This is a genomic window from Maribacter aquivivus, from assembly GCF_900142175.1.
GTDB lineage: Bacteria > Bacteroidota > Bacteroidia > Flavobacteriales > Flavobacteriaceae > Maribacter > Maribacter aquivivus.
In genome coordinates this window covers 451,873-475,638 of record NZ_FQZX01000001.1, presented here as the reverse complement: position 1 = coordinate 475,638, position 23,766 = coordinate 451,873, and the positions used below count along the sequence as shown (strand labels likewise).

The window sequence follows — 23,766 nt, the reverse complement described above, 5'->3', positions numbered from 1 at the left end:
ATAAAAAAAGCCTTCCAAATTGGGAAGGCTTTTTTTATATACTAATTTGTCTATCTATCTGTTGTGCCAATGATATAAAGGTTTCTGTTCTAGATACACCTTCAATGGCTTGTATTTCTTTGTTCAGTACCTGCATTAAATGTTCGTTGTCTCTACATAAAACCTTTATTAGAATAGACCAGTTACCAGTAGTGTAATGGCACTCTAATACTTCAGGTATTTTTTCTAATTGTTTTACGGCCATGGGATTACTCATTGCTTTGTCTAGGTAAATACCAATATATGCCATTGTGGTATACCCTAAAGATTTAGGATTTACAATGAATTTAGAGCCAGATAAAAGTCCTGATGCTTCTAGTTTTCTTAAACGTTGATGTATGGCTGCACCAGATATTCCAATACTTCTTGCAATTTCAAGTACCGGTTTACGGGCGTCTTCCATTAAAAAGCGCAAGATTTTTTTATCTATACCATCAATTTTAGCCAAAGAAGTAGGTGTTTTCATGTTTTATCAAATCAATAACCTCGACCTAAGGTTACGAGGTTTGTTTATCAATATATCATTTCGTGGCAAACCTCGAAGAATTAAACCCTCTATGAGGGTTTAAAACATAAATGTACTTATTTGGTTTCAATTTGGTAGTTAAAAAGTGCTAGTTGACTACAGAATTTGGATTATAGCCTAAATAAGGTATTTCATATTCTTTAAAATTGACTCCGTAACTCTCTAGTTCATTTAATATTGGTTCGTATACTTCTTTGGTAATAGGTATCTGTACACCAGGGGTCTTAATATCGCCGTTCAATATTTTTAAAGCTGCCATAGCTACGGGTAAGCCTACGGTTTTTGCCATAGCCGTAAACGTTTGGTTTTCGCCGGTAACAACCAGTTTAGAGTCTATTTGTTTCTTTTCGCCATTTAATTCGTAGCCAAATTTATGATACATAACAATCATATCTTTCTCTTCGGCTTTAAGTGTCCAGCTATCTTCAAGAATTTTCTGAAGTGCTTGGGCTGGTGTAGCATTTGGAATACCTATTAGTTTTGTTTGGTCAAAAATGTTCAGTTCCAATAATTTATCCCACCGGATATCATCCTGATCTAATTTCAGGTAATGTCTAAGTTTCAATTCAACAGAATCGGTAGGTGAATAAGGAAGGAAAAGATTAATGAATTCGCGATAACTCATTTTTTCAGAGTTTTCAATCGCATACGTATCATCTGTAGCTCCTAGTTGAATAAACATATTCCATGCTTTTGAAAATCCTACACGACGCATGGTGCCTCTGTAAATGGTTAAGGCATCTTGTAATTGGTAGGCTTCTCTATAGTTTAAAGAATCGCGATTGGCATACCCCTCAAAACGACCATATCCTTCAATTTCAAAGAATTCGGTACGTCTAAACAAACGGTGATAAGGTATATATTTATAAGTGCCTTCTTGTATAAATTTAGCAGTACCGCCTTGACCGGCAAGTACTACATTTCTTGGGTTCCAAGTAAATTTATAATTCCAAAGGTTGTTGTCGTATTCAGGGGCAACAAGTCCGCCACAAAAAGATTCGAACAAAATTATTTTACCACCTTTATCGCGAATACGATCAATTACCTGCATAGCGCTCATATGGTCAACGCCAGGATCTAGCCCTATTTCGTTCATGAATACGAGTCCTGCTTCCTTCACCTCTTTATCAAGAGCCAATAATTCTGGACTTATGTATGAGGCTGTAACCAAATGCTTTTTAAGGCGAACACAATCTTCTGCAACCTTAATATGAAAACGGGCAGGAAGCATAGAGATAACGATGTCTGAGTTTTCAATAGCCTTTTGCCTTGCCGTTTCGTCAAAAATATCGAGTTTTATAACGTTGCAATGTTTGTGATTGGCAATCGAAGGGGAAATTGCGGCAGGGTTAATATCACCAATGGTAATCTCTAAATTTTCGGTTTCAGATTTACCTAAAAGATAATCTAATAAATAAGAGGTTGATTTACCTGCACCTATAACAAGAATTTTTCGCATCATTCGATTTCAGTATTTTTGATTACTAACGATTTACTAAGGTATCAAATTGTTACATTTATAAAGAAAGTTATAGAAAAAGTTATGAAAAAAACAATTTTAGGTACGGCATGCTTGTTTGGAATGCTAGCGGTAGTGTTAGGTGCATTTGGCGCACACGGGTTAAAAAAAATAGTGGATATACAAGCAGTAGCCACATTTGAAACGGGAGTTCGGTACCAAATGTACCATGCATTTTTTCTATTAGCACTTGGGTTATTGCCTACGGGGCTATTAAAGTCTAAAAAAGCAATTTATATCTGTACGGTAGTTGGTGTGGTGTTATTTTCTTTTTCCATTTATCTATTGGCACTGAATTCTTTGGTAGCATTCGATTTTAAGGTATTAGGTATTGTTACCCCAATTGGCGGTTTATTTTTAATTGCAGCTTGGGCAATGATGGGCTACGGAATTATGAAATCTAAAATTGAGAATTAAATAGCGTATTTTCATGTTATAATGGCAATTTTATGAGTAAGACTAAATTATTAGGACTAGTCTTGGGTCCGCTTTTATTTATACTAATTCTTTTCTTTTTTCATCCGGTCGGACTTTCAGAGCAAGCCAATGCAGTATTGGCTTCTACGGTGTGGATTGCCATTTGGTGGATCACCGAAGCCATCCCTATTGCAGTGACAGCATTATTGCCATTAGTGCTGTTTCCATTATCTGGTGGGTTAGAGTTATCGGCAACATCGGGTTCTTTTGGTCACAAGTATGTATTTCTATATATGGGAGGATTCATAATTGCCATAGCTATAGAAAAATGGAATTTGCATAGAAGAATAGCGTTGAATATCATCAATTTCATTGGGTCAGATGTTCGAAAGATAATTCTTGGATTTATGGTGGCAACTGCATTTTTATCAATGTGGATATCTAATACGGCAACTGCTGTAATGATGCTTCCTATTGGTTTGGCAATAATTAAACAATTAGAAGATAACCCTGATACGGTAGAAGATGAAAACAAGACTTTTGGCAAAGCGCTAATGCTGGCAATTGCCTATAGTGCTTCTATTGGTGGTGTGGCAACATTGATAGGTACGCCGCCAAATTTAGTGTTGGCAGGTGTTGTATTTGATACCTATGGTTATGAAATTGCCTTTATGCAATGGTTCGCGTTCGGGCTACCTATATCTATTATTCTAATTTTTATATGTTGGAAATACTTGACTAAGTATGCCTTTCAGTTTAAGCAAAAATCTTTTCCTGGGGGAAAACAAGAAATACAACGCCTGTTATCTAACCTTGGTAAAATATCATATGAAGAGAAAGTGGTGGCATTTGTATTTGCATTAACAGCTTTTTGCTGGATTACGCGTTCTATTCTATTGCAAAAGATATTACCTGGTTTAGATGATACTATTATCGCTATATTTTTTGCTATTGTTTTGTTCTTAATTCCTTCAAAGGAAAAAGGAGAACAGCTTATAAATTGGGAAGAAGCAGTAAAAATGCCGTGGGGAATTATTCTATTGTTCGGTGGTGGTATGGCTTTGGCAAAAGGATTTGAAGTTAGTGGCTTGGCGGTTTGGATCGGTAGTCAAATGACGACATTAGCTGGTTTGCCTATAATTGTTTTGATATTAGTATTGATAGCTGCAGTAAACTTCTTAACAGAAATAACATCAAACTTGGCAACAACGGCAATGTTATTGCCGGTTTTGGCGCCAATGGCGTTGACAATAGATGTACACCCATTTGTATTAATGGTGGGTGCAGCGGTCGCAGCATCATGTGCTTTTATGTTGCCGGTGGCCACACCACCAAATGCTGTAGTTTTTGGATCTGGTTACTTAAGAATCCCTGATATGGTGAGCAAAGGATTTTTTATGAATATTATTTCTATCATTATATTAACCTTTTTCGTATATTTTGTACTCCCAGAATTGTGGGATATTTCAATAAATAGTTTCCCCAACAAATTCAAATAAATGAAGCTATTACTTATACCAGATAAATTTAAAGGATCGCTAACTAGTGAGGGTTTTACAAAAGCTTTTATTTCAGGTGTAGAAAAATCTGGCGTTTCTTTTACTTCTCATTTCATAAAAGCATCAGATGGTGGCGATGGTTTTATGAACGCCGTGGCAAGCTATAAGCCATGTATTGCTATGCAGGTAATTAGTGAAAATCCTTTAGGCAAGTTAATTCAGTCGTACTATTTATATAATCAGAAAACTAAATCTGCTTATATAGAATTGGCTAATACTTCAGGTATGGAGTTGTTAAATCCAGAAGAACGAAATCCGATGTTAACGTCTACATATGGTACAGGTTTACAGATCAAAGATGCTATTGAAAAAGGTGTTGAACATATTTATTTAGGTCTTGGTGGTAGTGCTACAAATGATGGTGGTATTGGTATAGCGCAAGCTTTAGGTTATGTTTTCTTAAATGAAGAAGGAGAAGAATTGTCTTCTATAGGTTCTAGTTTGCAATTAATACATAGTATTGATGATTCAGCTGTTTCGGATAACGTAAAGCGGGCAAATTTTTATGCAGTAAATGATGTTACCAACCCGTTATTTGGTGAAAATGGCGCATCTTATGTGTATGCTAGGCAAAAGGGAGCTACAGATGTTATTATTGAAGATTTAGATAAAGGACTTAGAAATTTAGATGCCGTAGTATCTAAAAAGTATAATTTGAATAATGGGGAATTACCAGGTGCAGGTGCAGCGGGAGGAGCGGCCTTTGGATTAAAATCTTTTTTTGATGCAGAAATGTTAAGCGGAATAGATTTTATTTTAGAACTATCTGGAGTGCATAAATTATTGGCTCGAGAGAAATTTGATTATATCATTACCGGTGAAGGTAGAATTGATGAGCAAACATTAAACGGTAAATTATTACAAGGGATACTTAATTTGGGTAAAAGATACCATCTGCCTGTAATTGCAATTTGTGGAACATTAGAAATTTCTAAAGAGGCATTACTGGAGAGAGGTATTTTTGATGTATTTGAAATTCAAGATGAGAGTAAAGATCTTGATTATAATATGAAGCACGCAGCACTGCTTTTAGCTACAAAAACAGCTGATTATTTCAATGTAAAGTAAAAATAACGGTTTAAAAAATTGACTATTTTTTTATTCTTTTCTTAAAATTATACACGCAAAATAACAATAATGCATTTAAAATACGTTATTCCATTATAATGTGTATTAAAAGGGATAAAGTGTCTGCGAATATTTTTCATTTACAATGATTCTTTAATTGAATTCGTATTTCGACGAGAAATGGCGCTAATTGAGCTCTGAAAATCAGTGGTTCAGCTTTTATTTTTTTAGTTTTACACGAACAAATTTTCTAAAGCATGAAAAGCTCAATGACAAATGCGAAAACCATATCCCTGAAAAATTATGGGATTACACACGCCAATTTTCATTATCAGGAAACACCAGAAGAACTTCAAAAAGCCACTCTAGAAATGGATATGGGAGTTGAAACCAGCAATGGAACACTTGCGGTCAATACTGGTGAATTTACAGGTAGGTCCCCTAAAGATAGATATATTGTAAAAGATGATATCACAAAAGACAAAGTTTGGTGGGGCGACATTAATATTCCGTTTGAAAAGGAAAAATTTGATGCATTATACACTAAGGTAATTGCCTATTTAAACGAAAAAGAACTTTTTGTTAGAGATAGTTATGCATGTGCAGATGAAGATTATAAACTGAACATTAGGGTTATCAATGAGTATCCCTGGTCGAATATGTTTGCTTATAATATGTTTTTACGTCCTACGGAGGAAGAATTAAAAGATTTCACCCCAGAGTGGACTGTAATCAATGCGCCGGGCTTTATGGCCGATGCAGCAGTTGACGGTACAAGACAACATAATTTTGCAATCTTAAACTTTACCGATAAAATTGCATTAATTGGAGGAACAGGATATACAGGAGAAATCAAAAAAGGAATTTTCTCTGCCTTAAACTTTATTTTACCAGTGTACAAAGAGACTTTGCCAATGCACTGTTCTTCTAATATTGGAGAAGATGGAGATACGGCAATTTTCTTCGGATTATCAGGAACAGGAAAAACAACCTTATCAACAGATCCTAATAGAAGATTAATTGGTGATGATGAACATGGTTGGACAAGTAGAAACACCGTTTTCAATTTTGAAGGTGGTTGTTATGCGAAAGTTATCAATTTATCTGAAGAGCAAGAACCAGAAATTTATGGTGCTATTAAGGCAGGTGCAATATTAGAAAATGTTGTATTAGATGATAATGGCAATGTAGATTTTGCTGATACTTCAATTACACAAAATACAAGAGTTAGTTACCCAATTCATCATATTGATAACATTCAACAACCATCTATTGGTAAGAATGTAAAGAATATATTCTTTTTAACTGCAGATGCATTTGGTGTACTGCCTCCAATATCAAAGCTTACTCCTAGTCAGGCTGCATATCACTTTATTTCTGGTTATACTGCTAAGGTTGCAGGTACAGAGGCAGGTGTTGTAGAGCCGGTACCATCATTTTCTGCATGTTTCGGGGCTCCGTTTATGCCATTGCACCCAACAAAGTATGCTGAAATGTTGAGTAAGAAAATGAAAGAATCTGGTGTAGATGTATGGCTTGTAAATACAGGTTGGACAGGTGGACCTTACGGTATTGGAACTAGAATGAAATTAAAGTATACAAGAGCAATGATATCTGCCGCATTAAACGGTGATCTTGGTTTGTATTCTTATGATAAGTACCATATTCACTCTGTATTCGGTGTAGCGCAACCTAGGGAATGTCCTGGTGTGCCAACATCAGTATTGAGTCCGAGAGCAACTTGGAACGATGATGAGAAATATTACACCACTGCATTTAAATTGACAAATGCCTTTAGAGAAAACTTTAAAAAGTTTGAAGGGTATGCCAGTGAAGAAATAAGAAGAGGCGGACCACAACGGTACGCATTTTAAGACAATAAAAAAGCCTTGCATTGCAAGGCTTTTTTTATATAAAGTTATTTGAGTGTATTATTTATTTACGCTCATAATATATTTCTGCAATGCCATCGTCATAGAAGGTGTCTCAGGCGTTGGTGCTTTAATGTCTATACGTAAGCCAGCACCTGTTGCTGCATCTACAGTAGAGTTGCCGAAAACAGCTATTCTAGTTTCCTTTTGGTCGAAATCTGGAAAATTCTGTAATAAGGATTCAATGCCAGACGGACTAAAGAATACCAAAATGTCATAGTATACATTTCTTAAATCGGAAAGGTCGCTAATTACAGTTTTGTAAAAAATGGCTCTTTTCCAATTGATACTTAAAGAATCTAAGGTGTCAGGTACATCTTGTTTAAGTACATCTGAAGAAGGAAGTAAGAATTTTTCATCCTTATATTTCTTGATCAATGGTACTAAATCTGTAAATAATCTTTTTCCAACGTAAATTTTACGTTTTCTATAGACGACGTATTTTTGAAGGTAATAGGCTACCGCTTCAGATTGGCAGAAATATTTCATAGAATCTGGTACTTTAAAGCGCATTTCATCTGCGATTCTAAAGAAGTGGTCTACTGCGTTTCTGCTTGTTAATATAATCGCGGTAAAATCATTCAAATCTATCTTTTGCTGTCGCACTGTTTTTGCGTCAACTCCTTCTACATGAATGAACGGTCTAAAATCAACCTTTACTTTCTCTTTGTCAATAAGCTTGGAATAGGGGGAGTTTTCCATTTTCGGCTCAGGTTGAGAGACCAAAATCGTTTTTACTTTCATATGCTGCACTATTTTAGAAAGCTTCCCATAATAACTAAGGGTGCAATTTCGAGTGCGCAAAGGTACAAAATAAAATAGAAAAAATAGGTGCTTATGAATTTTTGATAATTCCTGAGGACTGTTACCCAACCAATTATATTAATAACGAAAAACATAATGAGAGCAATAATAATTACGATTTGTGAGTCAATAAAAACATATGCTAAAAATATATTAGCAATGAAAAGAACAATGCCTGCATAGTTCAGGTAAGTTAGTTTCTTAAAAATCAACTCATTAAAGGTGCTGTAAGAATTAAATATGAATCCGTTGAATAGTTGCGCCATTGTTTTCGCAGTTATAAATAAGAAAACACCTGCAAGAAGTAAAGGAAAAATATAGGGGTTTTTTGCTTCGGTAGGGTTTAAATATGAACGCCAAATAAAAAAAATAAATAAGGTGGTATTTATGATTTGGAACACGCTCATTTGAAAATGAAACCAATTAAACAGTTTTTCTTTCTTCGTATACATTGTAATGTACTTGTTGTTGAAAGGAAGAATAATGAAGTTTAAAAACCGGGTATAATAGATGCTTTTTGCAATTAATGGAAACAATAGGCTAACCATAAGTGTTATGGTGATCCAATCAGTTTGCTCAAAAGTTCTTACAATAGGCTCCATTATTTAACAGGAATTGCTTTTCCATTTAGACCATATAAAAGATCGTTCTCAGAAATAACTACTCTAAAGTAACCAATGTTTTCCTTTTGTGTTTTAGGTAGTTGAAATATAAAATTAGTAGTGTCTTGTTGTTTTAAGAATGTGATACCGGTTTGGATAGATTCTGGCGCCATTTGCAGTGTCTCTACAGGGCTTTTATAGTCGTCCATATACGTTACTGCAAATTTCAGTCTTTTAAGGTCTATATCTTCTTGATATGGATTGTAGATTTTAAGGTCAATGTTTTCTTCAGTGTTCAAAGCAACCGGAGTGTCTTCAACAATACAATCTAGTTTTCGGTAAGATTGAAAGTTAGCAATGTATTTGCCCTTGTACAAACCACCGTCTTCTCTTGTATAAGTGAATGTAGGGTTGTTTAAATATTTAGAGACGTATGCGACATCTTTACCTCGTACTTGTTCTTCAGAGTCGTTTATAGAATATTGATTTTTTCGATACATGAAGTTGTTCAAAGAAAAGGTCGGTGTGGCATTGGTGTAAAAAGAGTACATAGGTGCATTTCTGTACGAGTTTTCAAATACCACAGGTATGTTGCCAACTTCATCTTCAATAGCCTCTGCCCATTCTTTATTGCCATGACTTTCGTAATAGAAATTAAAAAGTAAAGGTTGGTAGGCAAGTCCCATTCTTAAATAAATAATTAGAACAGTATTGATGAGTCCTAATCTGAAAATCCAGTTTAAGGCTTGCTTGTTTTGTAGCATGTAGTTAAATGCGATAATCACCAATGGTATGCAAACAATAATAATCCATTGTGTTTGAACCCTTCTGTTGAAACTAGAGACAAAAAAGAAAATAAGTACACCGTAAGTAAGATAGATAAGAGCCTTATTGAACAGGTCATTTCCTTTAGTTTTAAACAGCGCCTTATAAATAAACGGAAAGGTTAAACCGAATATGGCAACCAAATTTACAATGAAACCTAGCGTATATTTTTCAAAACTATATGCACCGTTGGGGCGCTCATATAAATGATATTTTATAGATACAAAGTCATTTTCGTATAACCAATAAAAATGAGGGGCATAGCAAAACAAAGCAACAGCTACGGCTAGCCAAGCATATTTGTTGGTAGTAAGTTTAAGGTTAGAAAGTAGTACAAAGAATATGACCAGTACGGCATGGTACTTACTGTACATTAAAGCAGCCATAAATATACCCATCACTATAGCTAAAGCTGCGGTTGGTTTTTTGATAAAATGCTTATATGTCAATAAAAAGCAACTCGTAAAAAATAATAACGGTGTATCTGGTAATGTAAAAAAGCCATAAGCATTTAGCAGTGTCATCGAAAAAACCAGTACAAAGAAATGTTTGATGTAATCGTTCTTTTTTGGGTTGTCTATCATCAACCAAAGAAGAATAATATTGATGGCAGATAGCACGCAGCTCATGAAACGAACACCAAGTTCGTCATTAAAAAAGAAGCTGCTGATTTTTACTAACAGTGCCACCATTGGAGGGTGGTCAAAGTAACCCCAAGCCATATTCTGACTGTAATACCAGTAATAAGCTTCATCAAAAATGAGTTGCGTAAAACTAGATTGTATAAGGTTAAGAATGAATATCGCAGCTAAAAAAAAGTAAAACTGCTTCGGAATTTTAGTCAACATTTGCATAGGTTACTAAATGGCAAAATTACAAATTTAAGGTTAGCTACCTAGTGTAAAAATTTCATAAAGGTATTGTTGTCCATTTTAATAAGACTTTTAAAACCTTACTTTTGTCGAAACACCTATAAATAATATATGTCTAGTAGTATCGTAATCATACCTACGTATAACGAAATCGAGAATGTAGAGGCTATAATTCGTGCGGTATTTGATTTGCAGAAAGAATTTCATGTACTCATAGTAGATGATAATTCTCCAGACAAAACAGGAGATTGTGTTCGCGGACTTCAAGAAGAGTTTAAGGGCAAATTGTTTTTAGAAACTAGACTAGAGAAATCAGGTTTAGGCACCGCATACATTCACGGTTTTAAATGGGCAATAGCGAAGGGTTACGACTATATATTTGAAATGGATGCCGATTTTTCGCATACACCATCAGATCTATTGAGATTGCTAAAAGCCTGTGAGAACGGTGCTGATTTGGCAGTAGGTTCTAGATATAAAAAAGGGGTAAACGTAGTCAATTGGCCATTACACAGAGTTTTGTTGTCATATGGTGCTTCAATATATGTAAAGCTGATTACCGGTATGCGTGTAGATGATCCTACCGCTGGTTTTGTATGTTATAAAAGAAAAGTATTAGAGGCTATAGATTTAGATTCGGTTCGTTTTGTAGGTTATGCATTTCAAATAGAAATGAAGTTTAGGGCATATTTAAAGCACTTTAAAATAGAAGAAGTTTCTATTATTTTTAGAGACCGTGTATTAGGGAAATCAAAAATGAGTTCTTCAATCATAAGCGAAGCTATTTGGGGGGTGTTTGTAATGAAAATGAGAAGTCTATTTTTGAAAAATAAGTTTTAGTTATGGGTAAAATTTTATTGAAAAACGGAATAATAGTTAATGAGGGAGTAGCACAAGAAAGTGATATTCTAATTGTTGATGACATTATCGCGAAAATCGGAAAAGACATATCTGATGCAGATGCTGAGGTTATAGACGTTACGGGTAAGCACATTTTACCTGGAGTTATAGATGATCAAGTTCATTTTAGAGAGCCTGGTCTTACCCATAAAGGAACTATAGCAACTGAGAGTAGAGCAGCACTTGCAGGTGGTATTACCACTTTTATGGAGCAGCCCAATACAACACCGCAAACGACCACAATAGAAAAGTTAGAAGAAAAGTTTGCAACTGCAGCGAATTCTGCATTTGCCAATTATTCTTTTCTATTTGGTGGTACCAATGATAATCTTGAAGAATTAAAGAAACTTGATAAAAATGCCTGTTCAGGTATTAAATTGTTTTTAGGATCATCTACAGGTAATATGTTGGTTGATGATGAAAAGGTTATTGAAAGTATATTCAGTAATACCGAAATGGTGATCTCTGCACACTGCGAAGACGAAACGACCATTCGTAAAAACATGGAGAAGTATAAGGCAGAGTACGGCGATGATATTCCTATTGCTATGCATCCTATTATTAGAAGTGAAGAAGCTTGTTATCTTTCTTCATCAAGGGCAATTGCTTTAGCTAAGAAGACAGGTGCCAGGTTACATGTTTTTCATTTATCCACCGGAAAAGAAACAGATTTATTCCGAAATGATATTCCGTTAGAGCAAAAGAAAATTACTGCAGAAGTATGTATACATCACCTTTGGTTTTCTGATGCCGATTATGCAAAGAAAGGAACGTTGATCAAATGGAACCCTGCAGTGAAAACAGCCAAGGATAGAGATATGTTGTGGGATGCTCTTTTAGATGACAGAATAGATGTTATTGCTACAGATCATGCGCCTCATTTATTAGAAGAAAAAGACAATGTGTATACTAAAGCACCTTCTGGCGGTCCATTAGTGCAACATGCATTAAATGCCATGTTAGAGAAGGTAAAAGAGGGAAAAATTACACTAGAAAAAATGGTACAGAAAATGTGCCATAACCCAGCGATATTATTTCAGATAGAAAAGCGTGGGTATATACGTGAAGGCTATTATGCAGATTTGGTAGTAGCAGATTTAAATGATTCTTGGACCGTTACAAAAGATAATATTGCTTATAAATGTAAATGGTCACCTTTTGAGGATACCACATTCTCATCTAAGATTGTGCACACTTTCATTAACGGACATTTAGGATATAGTAACGGACAATTTTCTGAGAAACGAAATGCAAAAAGGCTAACATTTAATAGACCATGAAGCACTTATTACTTTTAATGGTAGCAATGTTAATGCTTTCTTCTTGTGCAGAAGAATTAGTAGAAAAGCCAGATAATTTAATACCAGAAGATAAGATGGTTGCGGTTATTAAAGAAATGGCTATAGTCAATGCTGCAAAAGCGACAAATCTTTCTAAATTACGTGAAAATGGTGTAGAACCAACATCTTTCATATTTAAGAAGTTTGAAATTGATAGCGCCCAGTTTGTAGATAGCGACAGGTATTATGCTTCAAAACCTTTACGATACGAAAATATGTATAAGAAGGTGGAGTCTGATCTAGAAGATCAACGTTTAAAATTGGAAGCTGAGAAAAAAATTAGAGATAGTTTAAGTCTTGTGGAGAAGTCTAAAAAGAACATTGATATTAAGGCGAAAGACTCGCTGTCGTCTAAGAGTGTTCAGAAATAAATAGCTTCGAAGAAAATTTTACTTGTTCATCTAAATCCTCGAATTCCATATTCAAGGCTTTTTTTACCTTCTCGTTATTGAATGTAGTAGGGTTTTTTAGACCGTAGATAGTACTTTTAGTTATCGTTCTTGGGCTTCCGGTTATTAGGTTTCTAAGTCTATCTGCAAACCTCCCGAGGTTTAATTGCCAAAATTTTAATGATGTAGAAGGTTGCTTTTTATCCATCGATAATGCAATTTTCTTCAAAATCTGTTGGTACGTCAAGTTTTCTGCTACGAGAATAAATCGTTCATTATAAATATCAGAATTCATAAGTGCGATCATAATATTGGTAACGTCGTTTACGGTAACAAATCCTGATCCGCCTGGTGGATAATAATTATATCCTTTAGAAGCAGTTTTAAAGAAAGACCCACTACCACTATTCCAAAACCCTGGGCCAAGAATCACTCCTGGATTTACAATTACGACTTCAAGATTTTCTTGGGCACCACGCCAAACTTCCATTTCTGCAAGGTGTTTTGTAATAGCGTATGGGTTAGCGTGTTGTCTGGTCCACTCCGTTTCTTCGTCAGCGTGTTCATCTGTGATTGTTCTACCGATAGTACCAATGGTGCTTACATGACATAGTTTTTTGATGCCATTAGCAATACAGATATTTACAATATTAGCGGTGCCTTCTCTATTTATACGCTCTAGTTTTTTAAAATCTGACGGATTAAAAGAAATATAAGCGGCACAGTGGTACACATAGGTGATGCTTTCAAAAGCATTTTCTAAAGAAGGTATATCTAAAATGTCAGCTTGTACCCAATCGATTTTAGCGAATAAAGAAGCAGGGTCATCAGTATAGTAAGAGAAGATTTTTTTTACTTGAGTAAGCTTATCTTCAGTTCTATACAAAGCTCGAACCTTTGTATTGTTCATCGTTAATTTCAGTAGCAAATGCGACCCCACCAACCCTGTGCCTCCTGTAACTAATACCATAATTCAAATTTAGGGAATACAGGCGGATAAATTCATGCTTTAATCTACTGTGTACTGGCAAGAATTCCATTTATATTTGCAATTCAATTAAAATTCAGGAAGAGATGACAAATTTTGTCAAGGAGTTACAATGGCGCGGAATGTTGCATGATGCAATGCCAGGAACAGAAGAACATTTATTAGAAAGTATGCAGTCTGCGTATGTGGGTATAGATCCAACGGCAGATTCTTTACATATAGGTCACTTGGTAGGGGTAATGATGCTTCGCCATTTTCAATTGGCAGGGCACAAACCATATGCTTTAATAGGTGGTGCCACGGGCATGATCGGTGATCCTTCTGGTAAATCTGCAGAACGTAATTTACTTGATGAAAAAACACTTCGTCATAATCAAAACGCTTTAAAAGAGCAATTATCTCGTTTTTTAGATTTTTCTGGAGATGAAGAAAATGCTGCTGTTTTGGTCAATAATTATGACTGGATGAAAGACTTCTCTTTCCTAGAATTCATAAGAGACGTAGGTAAGCATATTACGGTAAACTACATGATGTCTAAAGACTCAGTAAAAAAGCGCCTTTCATCAGAAGCTAAAGAAGGTATGTCATTTACTGAATTCACCTACCAATTGGTTCAAGGGTATGATTTTCTACACTTATATAGAGATCATAATTGTAGTCTTCAAATGGGTGGTAGTGATCAGTGGGGTAATATTACCACGGGTACAGAATTAATTAGAAGAATAGCCGGTGGTAAAGGGTATGCACTTACGTGCCCGTTAATAACAAAGGCAGATGGCACTAAATTTGGTAAGACCGAAGGAGGTAATGTTTGGTTAGATGCAGAAAGAACATCACCATATAAATTTTATCAGTATTGGTTGAACACGTCAGATGATGATGCGAATAAATACATTAAGATTTTTACTTTCTTAGGGCAACAAGAAATTGAAGATTTAATAAAAGAACATGCAGAAGCACCGCATTTAAGATTACTGCAAAAGAGATTGGCCGACGAAATTACCGTTATGGTACACTCTAAAGATGATTTAGATAATGCAGAACGTGCAAGTCAAATACTGTTTGGTAAGTCTACAGCGTCTGATTTAAAAGTACTGAATGAAAAAACATTCTTAGAGATATTTGATGGCGTACCACAAGCTGAACTTTCAAAATCAGAGTTGACAGACGGTCTAGATATGATCGGGGCATTGGCAGCTAAAACTAACTTTTTGGGCTCTAATGGGGAGGCAAGAAGAGAGTTGAAGCAAAATTCAATTTCAGTAAATAAAGAGAAAGTAAAAGAAGAGTTTTTGATTACTGCTGATGATTTAATCAATGATAAGTTCGTATTACTACAGAGAGGTAAGAAGAACTACTTTGTATTGGTATTTAATTAGATAAATCTTTTTTAGACTGTATTTTATGAAGTTGAAACTTGTAGCGGTATTGTTCTTGTTATTTATTTCTTGTAGTGATGATGATCGCGTAATAGATGATCTGGCTTTAGAAGGAGATTGGGTACTTTCTAATGTTGTATGTTATTGTGGTTTTGAGGAGGATGTAGATTTTTCTTTGACCACAATTAATTTTGATTCAAGTAGGAGTATGGTTACCGTTACCAATGAAAGTGAATATGCTTTTTTTAGAGAAAATGGAGAGCATTTTTATGGCGGACAAGCCAATAGAATCAATTTTTCTGACGGATCTGTGTACTTTTTCGAAACAAGAGGTGAGCAACTTACACTTACCTATGAGGACAATCCTGATATTGCCGATGATGAGGTGACCTTTGTTTTTACGCGCTAGAAAAGAGAACGTCATTTAGTGCAGCTATTTTTAAATATTTCTTTTAGAATAGCGTTTGTAGACATAAACCCCAAGTTATGTTTAAGAAAAGTATTGCTATTATCTGTTTGTTTACATTAGTTATTGCTTGCGATAAGCTAGATGAATTGACAAAGTTTAATATGGAATATAGCCAGCGCGCTACTATACCCTCTACTGCAGGTATTGATTTACCTTTTGATGTTTTTACTCCAGAAATAGAGACGAATTCAGAATCTACTTTTGAAGTAAACGATACTAGAAAAGACCTTATTGAAGAAATAAAGTTGACTGAATTAGAATTGGTTATGATTTCGCCAGAGGGTGCAGATTTTAGCTTTTTAAATTCGATAGAGGTATATATCTCTGCGGATGGACTAGAAGAAATTAGAATTGCGAGTTTAGATGAAGTTCCTGAAGATGCTGGTAACAGAATTACTTTAGATACTTCAGATGCAGATTTGAAAGAGTATATAAAGAGTGATGAATTCAGTTTACGATTGAATACCGTTACCGATGAATTAATGAGTACTGATCATGAACTAGAGGTGAATTCTACCTTTTTTGTAGATGCTAAAATATTAGGGCTTTAATTTAAGATTGCCTTAACGCAACTATTTGCCAAGTTGGGTATCTTGTAATTGGTTAAAAGTCTTGGTTCTATGAAAAGATATGCTCTTTTGTTCTTGTTTCTAGTTTTTCTTGCCTCTTGTGCTAATGACGATGATTTCGGTTTAGAGTCAACACAATTTGTATTCTCAGAACAAAAATGGGAGTTAACTCAAATGTCTGGTAGTGTTCAAAATTCAGAAACTACAGGAGTAGAAATGGAATGGCAAGAATATTACATTTTCTCGCCAGAAGGTACTTTTGTAAAATCAAGAACTGTTGGTGATGAGCTTGTTGAAGCTACGGGTAGTTTTGAGGTGGTAGAATACGAGAATGATCTAAATCACTACTTAGAACTAACTTTTGAAACAGGAAATGAATTAGCGGGTAATTGTACGGGCGATAGTAAAGAACTATTGATGTACAGAAGTTCAACTATGATTTCTAGTCTATGGATGGCTTGCGATGGTCCTGGGTTAGATTATTCGCTGAGTAAAAATTAAAGTACCATCAAGTTACACCCTCTAATATCAGAATTATCGAATCTACCGATAATTTCAAAAGTGCCGTTTTGGTTTATTTTTCCTAAATCTTGAGTGGCAATAAAGGAGCAAGAATTGATATTTGCCAAATCGATTACATTGATTCCACCAGATTTACCATTGTTTAAATAGGTGAGTGGGTCTTCGGTATCGCGTACTAAAATCTTCATCCAAGCTGGGCAGTCGAAAACACCGTTTCCTTTTGAATAGGCTTGTGAAAGTAGCTCGGTCATTCCGTATTCAGAATGTATATGTGGTACTCCAAATCCGTTCGATAACAATTGATGCAACTCTTGACGTACAATTTCTTTTCTACGACCTTTCATTCCGCCAGTTTCCATGATAATGGCGTTTTTTAAAGACATCTGGTATTGCTCGGTAAATTCGAGCAATGCGAAAGAAACGCCTATGATCAATATTTTGGTATCGGTCTTTTGAAGCTCTAGCAGTAATTGGTGCAGCTGTGCGTATTCATTTAAAAAGAAACCGCTTTCTGGGTGATTTGATTTTTTAATCAAATCATCTGCCATATAAATCAAAGAAGAGCCAGTGCGCTCTAAATACGATGGTAATAGAGCAAGAACACAATAGTCCTCAATAGCTCCGTAAAAGTGGTTGAAAGCCTTTAGATAACTCTGCTCGTATAGACTTAAGTCGGTTACAAAGTGCTTGCTTGTTTCACTGCCAGTGGTGCCGCTGCTAGTAAATGTTATTTCTGGCGTATCGGTGGTACTGAGAACATCTTTAGACTTAAAGAATTCTATAGGTAAAAACGGAATCTGTTCTAAAGTTTGAACAGCATCTGGTTGCACGTTTAAATATGTGCAAAAATCGTGGTAGACTAAATTGTTGTCATACTGAAACTTGAATATACGCAGTGCTTGGGTTAGAAAATCCCCATCTGTTTGTATATCAAAAATAGCATTATGCTTCATGTTCGGTACCAATTCTGGTAAAGGTACTGAACCAAATTATTTTAATTGTTTTGAGATGAAAATATGTAGGTTATTTATTTCACCACAAGCTTGCGTGTAATTGATTTTTCGTTTTCAGTTACTTGAACTACATACACTCCCGGTGAAAGCTTTGAGATATTCATTGCCTTTGCAGACAATTTTTCGATTAAGACTAGCTCACCGAATACATCATAAACTCTAACTTCTTTAGGGTTGTTGTTCTGTGTTGTTACATAAACAACATCAGCAATTGCTGGGTTGGGGTATAATTTGAATCCGGCAATTTCATCGTTTCGTAGGTTGTTGATATCGATGGTGTCTTGCGCATATAAACCAACGGAGACTGCCATAAATAGCATAAAGTAGATTTTCTTCATTTGATATTGATTTGGGATCAACACTTCAAAGGTATGGTTAAGTGTTACTTGAACACTGAAAATGTTGTGAAACCAAATTTTTTGTAGGTCTATGAGAAAGTCGAAGTAATTCGTCGTAAAAACGTGTAGTTAACCGATAGTGAACTTTGAAAATACGGAGAAAAAGAGGGGAGTTGTTACTTAACAATCAGCTTACGTGTACACATCTTGTTTTTCTCAAGAACACGCAATACGTACACACCAGTATCTAAATCAGAAAGATTCAATTCTTTGCCTAAAATAGTAGTCTTCAATAATAATGTGCCAAATACATCGTAGATGAAAATTTCTTTAGGAGCATTGAGGTTGGTAGAAATGTAAACTTTACCTGTAGTAACCGGATTTGGATACATACTAAAACCATCAATATCTCCATTACTTTGGGTACTTTGCCCATAGCTGAAGGAAATAAAGAAAAAGAAGAGGATTAGGTAAAGGTGCTTCATACATAGCTGGTTACAAATGCTATGCCACAAATATAGGAATTTAACACTCCTTTTTATTTTTGTAAGAGTAGATATTGTGAAAAGATCGATGAAATGCAATATAATCGATGAAATGCACTATTTATGACCTTAACTACCCATTTTATTGTGGTTTTAAGTAGCGTGTAGTCTTTGATTGTAAGAATTATTCTAAACAAAAAAGCCCGCAATTTGCGGGCTTTTAATTAATTTATAATACTGTTATTTAGTTATCAGTTGCCCAAGCAAAAATCGCAACATCGACAGCAGTTCCATTAAAAACATCGTCTTCAGCTGTAGTAAGTGCAGTTTCGTCAACAATTACGTTAGCTAATGGACCATTATCTTTCATATCAACGTTAGTTGTATAACCAACTAGGCTAACATTTGTTAAGGTAGCACCAGATGTAGCTTTGAATTGTAAAGCAGTACCACCAACAGTAGATACAGCAGTAAAGTCAATTAATTTAGGATTACCGTTTGCTTTATCAGCTTCAACAGCGGTAGAAAAACCTTCTTGATTATGTAAAACATAAGCAGTAGTTACAGTTCCGTTCCAGCCTTCTGTCCAGTCAATAGAATCATCTTGGTTGTTTTCGAAATATAAGTTAGTAGCAGAAACAGTTCCACCAAAGAACTCAACTCCGTCATCTTCACCATCGATCATTGCAACATTGTCAATAGTTGTTCCAGAACCTACAGCATAAAGTGTAAGTCCGTTGTACTGAGATTCAGCATCAATTTGAGCACCTGCATTTTTAATAATTAAATAGCTAATAGAACCAGAATTATCATCATCAGTAGTACCACCATATTTGAAGTTTCCTACTTCTGCAGTTGCATCTACACCTTCAGTAGTAGTAGCATCACCTAAAATTACCAATCCGCCCCAATCACCAGGGTTATCATTTGTAGAAGTCATAACTACTGGGTTTGCCGCAGTACCTTCTATTGAAATCATACCACCTTTTTGTACTACAATATAAGTTTCGGTTTCGTCGCCAGACTCAACTTGAGCAGTAATTTTTGTACCTGCAGGTATTGTAAGTGTAGCGCCATCTTCAACGCTAAGGTTTTTAGATAAGAAGTAGTTTATACCTGCATCTAAAGTAAGGTCGCTAGTTAAGTTACCTGTTAAAATGCTGCTACCAACAGCTGCATCTGTATTTACCCAATCAAAAATTGCAATATCAACTGTTGCATTTGCATTGTAGCTAGTATCTGGGTTACCAGCTTCACCTTCTATAATAACGTTAGCCAAAGGACCATCGTCTTTCATATCAATTGAAGTTTCGTAACCACTCAAAGAAAGACCGGTAATTGTAGCTCCAGAAGTCGCTTTAAATTGTAAAGCAGTACCACCTACTGTAGAAACAGCAGTAAAGTTTATTAAACTAGGGTTTCCGTTTGCTTTATCAGCTTCAACAGCTGTAGAGAAACCTTCTTTAGTATGAAGAACATATGCATTGGTAACGGTACCGTTCCAACCTTCTGTCCAGTCAATAGAATCATCTTGGTTGTTCTCGAAGTATAAGTTAGAAGCAGAAACAGTTCCGCCAAAAAATTCAACCCCATCATCATCACCATCGATCATAGCAACGTTGTCAATAGTTGTACCTGAACCTACAGCATAAAGCGTAAGACCGTTATATTGAGATTCGGCATCGATTTGAGCACCTGCATGCTTTATGATCAAATACGAAATTGAACCAGAATTATCATCATTTGTAGACCCGCCGTATTTAAAGTTACCAACTTCGGCAGTTGCGTCAACACCTTCTGTGGTAGTTGCGTCACCTAAGATTACTAATCCACCCCATTGACCAGGTTGACCACCTGTAGATTGCATAGTTACTGGAGCGGCAGCTGTACCTTGTACATCTATTTCACCACCTCTTTGTACAACAATGTATGTTGAAGTTTCATCACCTGTTTCAACAGTTGCGTTGATTACGGTTCCTGCAGGGATAATTAATTTAGCTCCAGCTTCAATACTATAATTTTTTTCTAATGAATAGGTTTTAGTCGCATCAAGTGTTCTTTCTTCAGTTAATTCTCCTGTTAAAACAGTACTTTCTTCTGGGTTTGTTGTTTCGCAAGCAGTACAAGAACCACCACAATCAACTCCTGTTTCATCACCATTTTTTATACCATCGGTACATGTGGGTGAAACCGCATCTGGTCCATTATCTGGATCATTATCATCACTGCTACAACTGGCAAAGGTAATAGCTGCTGCAAGAGCAAAAACTTTTACAAAATTTTTCGTTTTCAATTTCATAATAAACATTTTAAAAGATTAAAATTAAAGATTAGTGAGTATTGAGTGTTTCTAATTAGAATTTGTAATTAAGCCCTAAGCTTATTCCCATACCGGTAGAGTAAGAGCTAACAGTTTGCTCAAGTTCTATTTCAGTTACTGGGTTGCGAATTAATTGTGTTTGTTTTATTTCTGGATTTAATAAGTTTTTACCTGTAAGGCTTACTTTAATATGCTCACCAAATTCTTTACTGATTTGGGCATTTAAGACTACGAAACCATTTTCAACGATAGCGTCATCATAAAAGATGTCTCTATTGGTTTGGTCAGTAGGTACGCCTAAAGAATAAATTTTGTCTGATGCATAATTTGCATTTATAGATGCCGCAAAAGGATTGTCACCAGCAGTATCATAATTTAAACTAGTATTGAAAATCCAATCAGAAGCACCTTGAAGATCAGTTTTGGTTATACCTTTATATTGGAAGCTTCTTAATAAATTGCCTTCATCATTATAAATTTCTTTTAAATCTTGTTGATGCCACATACGGGTTACATTAAGAACCATGTTGAGGTTGTAACCAGATTCTGAACCATCGTCATCGTTGTAGGCAGGAGTGACTAAATCTAATTTAGTTTCTGCTTCAAGACCAAAAATTTCAGCTTTCTCACCAGAATTGAAGTAAGAGAAGATACCTGCAGAACCTCTTTCTCTAACTCTGTTGATTGGATCAGATATATCTTTATAGAATGCAGCAACAGAAACAAGTTGAGCAGCAGATGGAAAGTATTCCCATTTTAAATCTAGATTAATATCTTTTGATGCTATTAAATCTGGATTACCTCTAGTTATTTGACCAGTTGGAGAAACATAGTTAAAAGGCGCTATTTCTTTAAATTCTGGTAATGTAATTGTGCGGCTTACTGCTAAACGTAATGCGTTTAGTTCGTTAATAGTGTACTTTATATTTAAGCTAGGATAGAAGTTGCTGTAATCTTGATTGCTATCTCCTGTTCTAGGTGAAAGGTTTCCTATATCATAAGCAACTTTAATTTCATCTCTTTGAAAACGTAGGCCTGCATCAAAGTTCCATTGGTCAAGTCCAACATTAAAAGAAAAGAATGCTGCCTTAGAATCTAAAGTTCCTAAATAGATATCTTTTCTTTCGTCATTTGCATTTGAACCTAAAAGATTAATTTCTAATAGTCCCGCATCAAAATAAGATTGACGAAAAACTGCACCAAGATCATCAATAGATGATGGGTTAACTGCATTGGTATTGACTTCTTCTACACCAACAAACTCAGAACTAAAATCACGTTCTTTATTTCTATAAGAAAGACCAAAGTTTAATTTAAAGTTTCTTGTTTCCTCGTCAATGATTTTTAGTTCATCTTTTAGGTAAGCACTGAATTCGTTGTCCTCAATTTTTTGACTCGACTTACGTTGTTGAAATCCGCCATTTCTACCTAGTTGAACAAGTGTGCCATCTGGGTCAAAATTGACTTCGTTTCTAATTCTATTAGGTTCATCGGCATTTAAAAGGTTATAACCTGCGGCCCAATTCAGTGTGTTTTTCTCACCAATTTGATGTCTACCTATTAATTGCGTTACTAACAGTCTAGTTTGTTTTGTGTTCTGATCTCTAATAAATTGAAATAGACCTTCACTTGGGCTAGTTTCTTCAAATATTGTTGCCTCGCCGTTACGACCACCTTCAAAAACATTTTCATCTAGTTTGTTAACGAAAAAGGTGCTTGACTTAATTTTGTTCTTAGCGTTGGCTAAATAAGTAATATCTAATAAGCCGGTGTTTACTATTTTCTTTTGAAACGTGGTTGCATCGGTAATAGTGTCATCTATAAAGTTAGAACGGTATTGTCTAAAGACCCCTTCTCTATGCTCAAAAGATCTAGAGTGAGAAGCTGTGAAGAATATAGCAAGCTTATCTGCTATTTTCTTACCTGCAGCGATAGACATAGAATAATCCATAGGGTTTTCTTGTCTTAAAGTATTCCACCCTTGGTTGGTAATTAACTGTTGTGTAGAAAGATTTTGGTCGTAGAAACCGAATGTTGTATTCTTTGAATTCTGTGATATTCTGAAATTATCATAAACTCCGCTTTTTGTAACGTTTGAATTTACACCACCAGAAACGCCAATTGCAAGTTCACTAGAACCCGCTAATTCTCTAGAGGTAATGTTAACTGTACCAGAAGCTTGGTCAGCAGACCCTTCTACTCCGTATGTTTTACTGATACTTACATTTTGAAGAACACGTGTTGGGAATAAAGAAAGATTAATGTTCTTTTTATCAATATCATCAGAAGGCACAGGAAGTCCGTTTAATGTAGAGGATAAATATCTATCACCTAATCCTCTTACAAATACATCGCCTGAGGCTTCACTGCTAGAAACACCAGATATTTTTGTAGTAGCAGTTGCAGCATCAGATACTCCAATTTTCGCAAGCTCTACAGCGCCTATACTTTCTTTAATTTCGATAGCTCTCTTCTGGTCTAGCAATAATGCTGTTTCAGAATCTTTACGAGCAACAGTAGTTACCGTTACTTCATCAAGTGATACACCTTGCGATGCGCTAAGTGAAACATCTATAGTAGTAACCTTGCCAGCTATAATTTCAATATTAGGCATTTCAACAGTTTCGTATCCTAAATAACTAAAAGATATAGTATAGGTGCCAGGCTCAATGTCTGAAATCTCATATAGTCCGTCAAAATCAGAAGTAGTACCTTTAGTAGTACCTTTTAATAATACGTTTGCAAATGGTAATGGTTCGTCGTTTAGCTCTTTGTCTTTGAGTGTTCCAACAATGCTTCCTGTGTCTTGTGCACTAGAAATAATAGAGATAAAAAGGAATGTAAAAAATAGTAACTTGTTCATTAGATATATCGATTCTTTAATCAGCGGCA

At 35.3% G+C, this 23,766-nt stretch carries 22 protein-coding genes; 11 read left to right on the top strand and 11 right to left on the bottom strand.

The window, feature by feature from the left end:
• Window positions 1-34: 34 nt before the first annotated feature.
• Both BUC31_RS01980 and BUC31_RS01975 read right to left on the bottom strand, forming a co-directional pair.
• Entirely contained in the window at window positions 35-505 is a 471-nt protein-coding gene (locus BUC31_RS01980; protein ID WP_027065872.1) for an Lrp/AsnC ligand binding domain-containing protein, read from the bottom strand.
• 148 nt (window positions 506-653) lie between these two features.
• Window positions 654-2,027 carry a saccharopine dehydrogenase family protein gene (locus tag BUC31_RS01975; protein ID WP_073240760.1) on the bottom strand — a complete coding sequence of 458 codons (1,374 nt, stop codon included), beginning with the start codon at window positions 2,025-2,027 and terminating at the stop codon, window positions 654-656.
• Between the two features lie 81 nt (window positions 2,028-2,108).
• Here BUC31_RS01975 and BUC31_RS01970 point away from each other — a divergent pair, with 81 nt between their 5' ends.
• From BUC31_RS01970 to pckA, 4 genes are all read left to right on the top strand, one after another.
• The gene (locus BUC31_RS01970) at window positions 2,109-2,501 is read left to right on the top strand and encodes a DUF423 domain-containing protein (RefSeq protein WP_073243702.1); all 393 of its coding nucleotides are present in this window, start codon (window positions 2,109-2,111) and stop codon (window positions 2,499-2,501) included.
• 32 nt (window positions 2,502-2,533) lie between these two features.
• A complete protein-coding gene (locus BUC31_RS01965; RefSeq protein ID WP_073240758.1) occupies window positions 2,534-4,000 on the top strand; it encodes an SLC13 family permease in 1,467 nt (488 codons plus the stop codon).
• Window positions 4,001-5,128: a glycerate kinase gene (locus BUC31_RS01960; protein ID WP_073240756.1), complete on the top strand. Its 1,128-nt coding sequence runs from the start codon at window positions 4,001-4,003 to the stop codon at window positions 5,126-5,128.
• A 257-nt stretch (window positions 5,129-5,385) separates the two neighbouring features.
• Window positions 5,386-7,002, top strand: a complete 1,617-nt coding sequence (gene pckA, locus BUC31_RS01955) for a phosphoenolpyruvate carboxykinase (ATP) (protein WP_073240754.1) — start codon at window positions 5,386-5,388, stop codon at window positions 7,000-7,002.
• 57 nt (window positions 7,003-7,059) lie between these two features.
• Here pckA and BUC31_RS01950 read toward each other — a convergent pair whose 3' ends face one another.
• The 3 genes from BUC31_RS01950 to BUC31_RS01940 are packed head-to-tail and all read right to left on the bottom strand — an operon-like array spanning window position 7,060 to window position 10,138.
• Window positions 7,060-7,803, bottom strand: coding sequence for a uroporphyrinogen-III synthase (locus BUC31_RS01950; RefSeq protein ID WP_073243700.1), 744 nt, complete (start codon window positions 7,801-7,803; stop codon window positions 7,060-7,062).
• A gap of 8 nt (window positions 7,804-7,811) precedes the next feature.
• A complete protein-coding gene (locus tag BUC31_RS01945) occupies window positions 7,812-8,411 on the bottom strand; it encodes a DUF4271 domain-containing protein (RefSeq protein WP_244534034.1) in 600 nt (199 codons plus the stop codon).
• A 53-nt stretch (window positions 8,412-8,464) separates the two neighbouring features.
• Window positions 8,465-10,138, bottom strand: a complete 1,674-nt coding sequence (locus tag BUC31_RS01940; RefSeq protein WP_073243699.1) for an ArnT family glycosyltransferase — start codon at window positions 10,136-10,138, stop codon at window positions 8,465-8,467.
• Window positions 10,139-10,273: 135 nt separating this feature from the next.
• Between BUC31_RS01940 and BUC31_RS01935 the strand changes: the two genes are divergently transcribed.
• The 3 genes from BUC31_RS01935 to BUC31_RS01925 are packed head-to-tail and all read left to right on the top strand — an operon-like array spanning window position 10,274 to window position 12,773.
• Entirely contained in the window at window positions 10,274-11,002 is a 729-nt protein-coding gene (locus BUC31_RS01935; RefSeq protein WP_073240750.1) for a polyprenol monophosphomannose synthase, read from the top strand.
• Between the two features lie 2 nt (window positions 11,003-11,004).
• Complete coding sequence (locus tag BUC31_RS01930) at window positions 11,005-12,342, top strand: dihydroorotase (RefSeq protein WP_073240748.1); 1,338 nt, start codon at window positions 11,005-11,007, stop codon at window positions 12,340-12,342.
• Window positions 12,339-12,773 carry a DUF4296 domain-containing protein gene (locus BUC31_RS01925; RefSeq protein ID WP_073240746.1) on the top strand — a complete coding sequence of 145 codons (435 nt, stop codon included), beginning with the start codon at window positions 12,339-12,341 and terminating at the stop codon, window positions 12,771-12,773. Before BUC31_RS01930 ends, BUC31_RS01925 begins: the two co-directional genes overlap by 4 nt.
• Here the strand turns inward: BUC31_RS01925 and BUC31_RS01920 are convergent.
• On the bottom strand, window positions 12,754-13,761 hold the full coding sequence (locus BUC31_RS01920; protein ID WP_073240744.1) for an NAD-dependent epimerase/dehydratase family protein: 1,008 nt from the start codon (window positions 13,759-13,761) through the stop codon (window positions 12,754-12,756). The two genes, BUC31_RS01925 and BUC31_RS01920, sit on opposite strands and share 20 nt — an antisense overlap.
• 104 nt (window positions 13,762-13,865) lie before the next feature.
• On the opposite strand from BUC31_RS01920, the gene tyrS reads away from it, so the two are divergent.
• The 4 genes from tyrS (at window position 13,866) to BUC31_RS01900 (ending at window position 16,697) form a co-directional block, all read left to right on the top strand.
• Window positions 13,866-15,158 (top strand): tyrosine--tRNA ligase, encoded by a 1,293-nt coding sequence (gene tyrS, locus BUC31_RS01915; protein WP_073240742.1) that lies wholly within the window; start codon window positions 13,866-13,868, stop codon window positions 15,156-15,158.
• A 25-nt stretch (window positions 15,159-15,183) separates the two neighbouring features.
• The gene (locus BUC31_RS01910) at window positions 15,184-15,567 is read left to right on the top strand and encodes a hypothetical protein (RefSeq protein WP_073240740.1); all 384 of its coding nucleotides are present in this window, start codon (window positions 15,184-15,186) and stop codon (window positions 15,565-15,567) included.
• A gap of 77 nt (window positions 15,568-15,644) precedes the next feature.
• On the top strand, window positions 15,645-16,178 hold the full coding sequence (locus BUC31_RS01905; protein ID WP_073240738.1) for a hypothetical protein: 534 nt from the start codon (window positions 15,645-15,647) through the stop codon (window positions 16,176-16,178).
• Between the two features lie 69 nt (window positions 16,179-16,247).
• On the top strand, window positions 16,248-16,697 hold the full coding sequence (locus BUC31_RS01900; protein WP_073240736.1) for a hypothetical protein: 450 nt from the start codon (window positions 16,248-16,250) through the stop codon (window positions 16,695-16,697).
• Here BUC31_RS01900 and BUC31_RS01895 read toward each other — a convergent pair.
• From BUC31_RS01895 to BUC31_RS01875, 5 genes are all read right to left on the bottom strand, one after another.
• On the bottom strand, window positions 16,694-17,671 hold the full coding sequence (locus tag BUC31_RS01895; RefSeq protein WP_073240734.1) for an acyl transferase: 978 nt from the start codon (window positions 17,669-17,671) through the stop codon (window positions 16,694-16,696). The two genes, BUC31_RS01900 and BUC31_RS01895, sit on opposite strands and share 4 nt — an antisense overlap.
• Window positions 17,672-17,745: 74 nt before the next feature.
• Complete coding sequence (locus BUC31_RS01890; protein WP_073240732.1) at window positions 17,746-18,069, bottom strand: T9SS type A sorting domain-containing protein; 324 nt, start codon at window positions 18,067-18,069, stop codon at window positions 17,746-17,748.
• A gap of 176 nt (window positions 18,070-18,245) precedes the next feature.
• Window positions 18,246-18,554, bottom strand: a complete 309-nt coding sequence (locus tag BUC31_RS01885) for a T9SS type A sorting domain-containing protein (RefSeq protein WP_073240730.1) — start codon at window positions 18,552-18,554, stop codon at window positions 18,246-18,248.
• A 244-nt stretch (window positions 18,555-18,798) separates the two neighbouring features.
• Window positions 18,799-20,853: a hypothetical protein gene (locus BUC31_RS01880; RefSeq protein ID WP_073243697.1), complete on the bottom strand. Its 2,055-nt coding sequence runs from the start codon at window positions 20,851-20,853 to the stop codon at window positions 18,799-18,801.
• A gap of 55 nt (window positions 20,854-20,908) precedes the next feature.
• Entirely contained in the window at window positions 20,909-23,737 is a 2,829-nt protein-coding gene (locus tag BUC31_RS01875; RefSeq protein WP_073240728.1) for a TonB-dependent receptor, read from the bottom strand.
• Between the last annotated feature and the right edge of the window lie 29 nt (window positions 23,738-23,766).